General features: G+C 67.5%; 8 protein-coding genes. 3 read left to right on the forward strand and 5 right to left on the reverse strand.

Annotated elements, in window-relative coordinates; genetic code table 11:
* Positions 1-3 precede the first annotated feature (3 nt).
* Both VVR41_RS09660 and VVR41_RS09665 read left to right on the forward strand, forming a co-directional pair.
* Positions 4-366: a YidH family protein gene (locus VVR41_RS09660; RefSeq protein WP_368524590.1), complete on the forward strand. Its 363-nt coding sequence runs from the start codon at positions 4-6 to the stop codon at positions 364-366.
* The gene (locus tag VVR41_RS09665) at positions 366-710 is read left to right on the forward strand and encodes a DUF202 domain-containing protein (protein WP_368524591.1); all 345 of its coding nucleotides are present in this window, start codon (positions 366-368) and stop codon (positions 708-710) included. The genes VVR41_RS09660 and VVR41_RS09665 overlap by 1 nt, the downstream gene beginning before the upstream one ends.
* Positions 711-734: 24 nt before the next feature.
* Here the strand turns inward: VVR41_RS09665 and VVR41_RS09670 are convergent, their stop codons facing one another.
* Together VVR41_RS09670 and VVR41_RS09675 are read right to left on the reverse strand one after the other, a co-directional pair.
* A complete protein-coding gene (locus VVR41_RS09670) occupies positions 735-2045 on the reverse strand; it encodes an IS1096 element passenger TnpR family protein (protein ID WP_368524592.1) in 1311 nt (436 codons plus the stop codon).
* A gap of 17 nt (positions 2046-2062) precedes the next feature.
* Positions 2063-3139, reverse strand: coding sequence for a pirin family protein (locus VVR41_RS09675; RefSeq protein WP_368524593.1), 1077 nt, complete (start codon positions 3137-3139; stop codon positions 2063-2065).
* A 52-nt stretch (positions 3140-3191) separates the two neighbouring features.
* Between VVR41_RS09675 and VVR41_RS09680 the strand changes: the two genes are divergently transcribed.
* Positions 3192-4388, forward strand: a complete 1197-nt coding sequence (locus VVR41_RS09680) for a multidrug effflux MFS transporter (protein WP_368524594.1) — start codon at positions 3192-3194, stop codon at positions 4386-4388.
* 7 nt (positions 4389-4395) lie between these two features.
* Here VVR41_RS09680 and VVR41_RS09685 read toward each other — a convergent pair whose 3' ends face one another.
* The 3 genes from VVR41_RS09685 to VVR41_RS09695 are packed head-to-tail and all read right to left on the reverse strand — an operon-like array spanning position 4396 to position 6449.
* Complete coding sequence (locus VVR41_RS09685; RefSeq protein WP_368524595.1) at positions 4396-5340, reverse strand: ribokinase; 945 nt, start codon at positions 5338-5340, stop codon at positions 4396-4398.
* 2 nt (positions 5341-5342) lie between these two features.
* Positions 5343-5942: a response regulator gene (locus VVR41_RS09690; protein WP_368524596.1), complete on the reverse strand. Its 600-nt coding sequence runs from the start codon at positions 5940-5942 to the stop codon at positions 5343-5345.
* Entirely contained in the window at positions 5943-6449 is a 507-nt protein-coding gene (locus VVR41_RS09695; protein WP_368524597.1) for a sensor histidine kinase, read from the reverse strand.
* Between the last annotated feature and the right edge of the window lie 177 nt (positions 6450-6626).

A 6626-nucleotide genomic window follows, 5' to 3' on the forward strand; every position in this document is an offset into this window, starting at 1 on the left:
ACCATGACACAGCGCGGTTGGTTCACGCGGGCGGTCTTCCCAGACGGCGAGGACCCGGACCCGCGCTTTACCCTCGCCAATGAGCGCACCTTCCTCGCCTGGACGAGGACGTCGTTGGCTTTCCTCGCCGGCGGTATCGCCCTCGAAGCGCTGGCGGTGCCCGGCATCCACCCGGAGCTGCGCACCACGGCCGCGGCCGTGGTCATCCTGTTGTCGGTAGCGATCTCCCTCGGCGCCGCGGTGCGCTGGGTGCACGTGGAGCGCGCGTTGCGCCACGGCAGGCCCCTGCCGGCCCCCGCCATCGTGCCGGTGCTCGGGGCGGGCATCGCCATCGCCGCGCTGATCGTGTTCCTGGGGTTGCTGTAGTGCCTCGCACCTACGGTCCGATCCCCGTCGCGGACGCCGGGTTGCAGCCTGAGCGCACAGCCCTGTCCTGGGTGCGCACGGCCCTGGCAATGCTGATCACCTCCATGACGCTGCTGCGTTGGTCGGCCGCCTTCCCCAGGCTCGTGGCCGCCACGGTGGCCCTGCTCGCTGCCCTGGCGTTGGCGATCATGGTGGTCACCCGCCCGGCCTACCGCGCGCAGGCGCAGGCGCTGAGCATGGGCAAAGCTCATGTGAACGTGCTCGCGGTGGGATTGACGACCGTGCTCATGCTCGTGCTTGGGGTGATGGGGCTCTACCTGGTCCTCGCTGTGCAAAGCCGGTGAGCGTGGGTTAGTCGCATGTGCGCGCTAGTCGCGGTCAAGCATCTGCTGGACGAACTGGGTACCGCCAACGGTGAAACACTCACCGCCGAACTCGTCACCAAACGCCAGCACGCCTAGGGCGTGGAGCAGGGCGGAATCGTCGTCGTCCAGCTCCTCGATCGCGGCGGCCTGCGCGGCGCCGTCAGCGCTTTCAGTGCCTTCCGACGTCAAAGACGACGCGTGCTCCACCTGGCGAAGCAGCGCGTCCCACCCTTCGCCCAGCTCGAGACGGAACCCCTCGCGCAGCGCCGGCACGGTTGCGGCGAACAGGCTCGGGTTCTCCAACAGGTCCTCGCCGCGCGCGGTGACGGTGAGCCACCCGTCAACCTCGGCAAGAAGACCGGCGGCGATGAGAGCGCGCAAGATGATCTCAATCTGCGGTTCGGTGCCAGGCACATCCAACATCACCGCGAGCGCCGCAACGTACGTGGCGGGAACCGTGCCCAGGCTGGTGAGCTTGATCCGCTTGCGCGGCTGCGACCACACCATTTCGATGATGCTTGTCAACGAGTCGTAAACGGCGAATTCGCTGTCGGCGCCGCCGTCGCCCAACCGCTCTTCGAAAAACTCCGCCATCGCCGAGATCAGCGTTGGGTTGCGCTCCGGGTTGGGGTCCATCGACAGGATCTCCCGCAGATCCGGGCGCGACTCCAGGTATTCCTCGAACTCGGCGGCAAAACGCGGGGCACGCGGGTCCTCCCCCATGGCCTCGGTCGCGCCGATGAACATGTCCTCGGCGACAAAGCTAATCCGCTCGCTCACCGTGACCTGGTCGGCCTGGGTCAGCCTGCGCAACAGGCGCTCGGGGGTCATCACGGGAAGGAAACTCAGCAGCAGCGGCGCGACCTCCATGTCGGGGTCGAGACCTGCCGTGATGCGGCGGGCCTCCACGTGGAAGCGGCTCATCATGGTCGGGCCGTTGCAGGACTCGACGACGTCGGGCCCGAGGGCGTCGATAAGCGTCGGCGTGGGCCCGTCCAAATGGGACCGCCCAAGCACCTCGACGTGGATATTCCAATTGGCACTGGGGTCGTAGACGTAGGTGGCGTGCTCGATCTGGGAGATCGTGACGTCTTTTTCGTTGCGCTCCCCCGCCCCCGGGGTCGCGGAGAGCACCTCGCGCTGAGTGCCCTCGCGTGCCGGGCTCATATAAAGGTGGGTCGCGGCACCGGAAAAACCAAAGGCGGCATCAATGACCTGCGAGAGCTCCCCCAAGTTCATCGAATCTTCCACGTTGACCAGGCGAGACATCACAGGTTGAGACTTCTCGACGGTCGCCAGAAGCGAAACGATCATGAGCCAGACCTTAGCCGCTACCCGCGCTCTTGGCTCGGCCTAGCCACAGGCTCAGGGTTCTTCCGCGGCCGAATTCGCGCATTCGGCAGCTCCGGGGCCGGCAACCAGCTCTGCCCTTCCGCGTTGCGATCCGGCCCGCCATGTCCGACGTACCCCTCGACGCGGCCGAAACGCTCACCACGTGCCTGCCACTCGCGGCGATACTGCTCGATCTCGCTGTAGTCGCGGGCCACGAAGTTCCACCACATGAGGATCTCCTCGCCGAACGGCTCCCCGCCGAGAAAAATCGCGTAGATCTCGGCGTCAGTGGTGTTTTTCACCGTCAGCGTCTTTTCGCCCACGCCCGTATAACCGATGGCGCGCGCCGGGATGTCTACGCCCTCCAGCTGCAGCCCGGCGGCGTCGACAAGCAAGCCGTGCTCAAACTCTGGGTTGACCTGCATGACGAACTCCTGGCCCGGCGCGACCTTGAGCTCCGCGCCCAGCAGCGGGGTGTAGGTGGTCACAGGGCTCGTTTGGCCGAACATCGTGCCGATGAACACGCGTGCCTGCCCTGCCGAACGCGGCAGGGTCAGCCCGGTGAGACGAAACGGCGTGGGCGCGTAGTGCTCGAAGGCGCGCGGTGCGTCCGTGCGCGCCCCCTCCGGCAAGGCCAGCCACAGCTGCACCCCGTGGAGGGCGGTGGTGTGTGCGGTGGAGGTCTCGGAGTGGCAGATGCCGCCCCCGGAAGTCATGAGGTTAACCTCGCCGGGGCGGACAAGCCCGCGGTTGCCGCCAGAATCGATGTGCTGAATCTCGCCCTCGAACAGCCAGGACACCGTCTGCAAGCCTGTGTGCGGGTGGGGGGCGACATCCATCCCGCCGGTGACGGAGACATCGTCGGGACCGTAGTGGTCGGCAAAGCACCAGGCGCCAATCATGGAGCGTTGCCGCTGCGGGAGGGTCCGGTGCACAGTCATCGCGCGCGGGCCACCGAGGGGTACCTCACGCGCGGTGATGATCTCCACGTCCGCGCCGGGACAGTCGGATTCGGGCCGCGCGCAACCGCCGTCGCCCAAGACGAGTTCGTCGGGGTGTGCCTCAGTGTTGCTCATGCGGCAAGGGTACCTGTTGCTTTTATGAATTGGCGCAGCTAGGACTATATCGGTGACTTCCCTCTCCCTTGGGGTGCTGTTAACGCTTGCGCTGATGACAGCCGCGGGCCCATTCGGCATCGACATGTACCTGCCCGGCCTGCCGGCGATCAGCGAGGACCTCGCCACCACCCCCGCGATGGCGCAGCTGACCATCTCCGGATTCATGGTGGGCATGGCCCTGGGAAACCTGCTGATGGGTGCGCTGTCCGACTCGACTGGGCGCAAGCGTCCCATCGTCTACTCCTCCGTCGCGTTCCTCGTGGCATCCGCGTTCTGCGCCCTTGCCCCCTCCATCGAGCTGCTCATCGCCGCGCGCACCGTGCAGGGCTTCGCCGGCGGTTCCGCGATGGTGGTCTCCCGCGCGGTCATCCCCGATGTCGCCCGCGGCGCGGCGGCGGCCAGGGGATTTTCTGCGATGATGGCGATTACTGGGTTCGCGCCCGCGATCGCCCCCGTTATGGGCAGCATGATCTTGCCGTCCTTCGGCTGGCGCGGCGTGTTCTGGTTCCTCGCGGCCGTGAACCTAGCGCAGATCATCATCGGGGTGTTCATCCTGCGGGAGTCCTTACCGCGGGAAAGGCGCTCCGCCGGTGCACTGCGCGGCCTGTTTCCCCGCATTGGCCGCTGCCTGGCCCGGCCGGAGTTCGTGGGCTACATGCTCGCCTCCGGCATGGGTTTTGCCGCCCTGTTCAGCTACATTTCCGGCTCGCCGCTCGTCCTACAGTCGCAGCTCGGGGCCTCCCCCGGCCTCTACGCGGTGTTGTTCGGTTCCATGGCGTTGCTGCTGCCGGTATCCAACATGGTCAACATGCGGCTCGTCGGCCGCTTCGACCAACGAGCTTTGTTGCGCTTCGCGCTTCTCGCTGACCTCGCTGCGGGAGTGGTGCTGCTGGTGCTGTCGCAGTTCACCCCGCCCCTGTTCGCGGTGGTGCCGTTCCTCGCGGTGCTCTCGCTCATGGCCGGAATGATGATGCCGAACGCCACCGCGCTCGCCGTCGAGGCGGTGCGCGATATCGGCGCGGGTGCCGGCAACGGGGCGATGGGCTGTTTCCAATTCATCGTCGCCGGAATCGCGGCCGCACTGGTTGCGGTCGGGGCGAACCACTTGCTCACCCTTGGGATCTCCGTGGTGGGATGGGCGGCGGTGGCGCTGCTGGCGTTGGCGGTGCTCGCCCCGCGCACTCCTCGTACCCCTCGTACTGCTTAGGAGCAGGCTAAACGCCGTCCGCGCCCGGCAGCGCGTCCGACTGGGTTGGGTAGGATGTCTGCGCGCCGCGGCGGGTAGCGGCAAACGCGCCGACGCGCGAAGCGAACCGGGCGGCCTCCACCAGACAATCTCCCGCCTCGAGGCGGTGCACGAGCGCGCCGACGAACGCGTCGCCGGCACCCGTCGAGTCCACCGCGGTGACCTTCGGCGTGGGCACGGCCGTCACTCCGGCAGCATCTGCGACGACGCAGCCGTGCGCGCCGCGCGTCACCACGACGGAGCGAAAACCCAGCTCCACCAGCGCCGCCGCAGCAGCTTCTTCAGCATCCCCAGGGCCCCCAGCGTCCCCAGTGTCTCCGAGGCGAGGGGCCGCTGCAGCACCGAACTGCGCGAGGATGAGCCCGGCTTCGTGCTCATTGGCGACAAGCGGGTCGGCGGCAAGCAACGCAGTGCGATCGACCTTGACGACGGGGGCGAGGTTGACCACCACGCGCCCAGTGGCCAGGCGCACTGCCGCTGCGAACCCGCTGGCGGGGATCTCCCCTTGCAACAGCACGATGTCGGCGTCCGCGACTGCTTTGCTGTGCGCGGCGACGGCATCCGCGTCGACCGCGGCGTTGGCCCCGGGAACGACGACGATGGTGTTCTCCCCGTCCGCCGCGACAGTTACCACCGCTAGCCCCGTCGCGCCCTCGACTGTCCCCACGGCGGACAGGTCCACGCCAGAGCAACGCAGGTGCTTGAGCGCGGGGCCGGCGTACGCGTCGGAGCCCACCGCCCCGACCATCCGGACCGCGGCGCCGAGGAGCGCGGCGGCCACGGCCTGGTTCGCCCCCTTGCCACCCGCAGTCACCGTCCCACCGCTGCCCAGCAGCGTCTCTCCGGGTGCGGGGTGGCGCTCAACCTCAAGCACGAGGTCGGCGTTAATGGAACCGACGACGGTCACAGTCATGGCTAAATTATCCTCCGTTCGCGGGCCTTGTCCACGGCGGCCGTACGGTTGTCCACACCGAGCTTGGAATAGACGTGGATCAGATGCGTTTTCACCGTCGCCTCCGAAATGAATAGCCGCGCTGCGATCTCCCGATTCGTTGCGCCCGTTTGCAGGGCCTGGAGGATCTCGATCTCTCGGGCCGAGAGCGCCTCGTCCGGGCGCATCACCCGCTCCGCCAAAACGCCCGCCACCTGCGGGGAGAGGACGCGGCGGCCCTGGGCGGCGGACAGAACGGCGCCGTGGAGCTCCTGCTCGGGGGCGTCCTTGAGCATGTAACCTAGCGCGCCAGCCTCGACCGCGGCAACCACGTCAGCCTGTGTGTCGTAGGTGGTGAGAATCAGCACGGGCGGCCCGCCCGCGGCGGCGAGACGCCGGGTCAGGGCAATGCCGTCCGCGCCGGGCATCTGAATATCGGTGACGACCACGTCCACGGAGTCCGGGACCTTCGCGTCGCCGGAGGCAGCCTCGGCCACGACCTCAATGTCGCCGAAGGAGTCGAGCACGGCGCGCAGGCCGGCGCGGACGACCGGGTGGTCGTCGATAAGCATCACGCGAATCATCTAGCGCTCCTTGCAGGGAATGGTCGCGGCGAGCACGTTGCCCTCCACCGCGAGTTCGCCCCCGGCTTCCTCGACGCGTGCGCGCAGGCCGCGCAGCCCGTACCCCTCCGGGCCGGTGATGCCGCGCCCGTTGTCGAAGACGTCGACGGTGACGACGTCGCCCAGCATATCCACCGTCACCACGGCCTCGGTGGCGCCGGCGTGCTGCACGACGTTGCTCAAGCCTTCGCGCACGACGCGCTCGCTTATCGACGCCACCGGCTCCGCCACCTCCGCCACATTCGTGCGCACCCGCAGTGTGCCGCCCAGGGCGAGCTGACGCTCCTCGGCGCCGCGCGCCAGCCTTTCCACGCGCTCGCGCAGCGGCTCGCGCGGGCCCGCGTTGACGGCCACGAAGCGGCGCGCCTCCGCGAGGTTGTCCGCGACAGCGACACCACGACCGATAATCAGCCGGATCCCATTCAGGCAACACAGGGAACCGAGGTTCCAGAATAAGATCGAACGCAACGGATGTCGTGGCCACCCCCTAGAAGAAGTGAGAGAGAAACATGATCTATGTGGTTTTTGGTGCAGTGGTCGCGCTATTCATCTCTTTATGCATCATGGCAATCGGGTACCTAGTCCACCGTTCAGCTAAGCGGAAGGTGCTTTCTCCATACCGCTTCCTAGTCGTGATGGTTTTAC

It is taken from the genome of Corynebacterium sp. LK2510, from assembly GCF_040946405.1.
In the GTDB taxonomy this organism is placed as follows: domain Bacteria; phylum Actinomycetota; class Actinomycetes; order Mycobacteriales; family Mycobacteriaceae; genus Corynebacterium.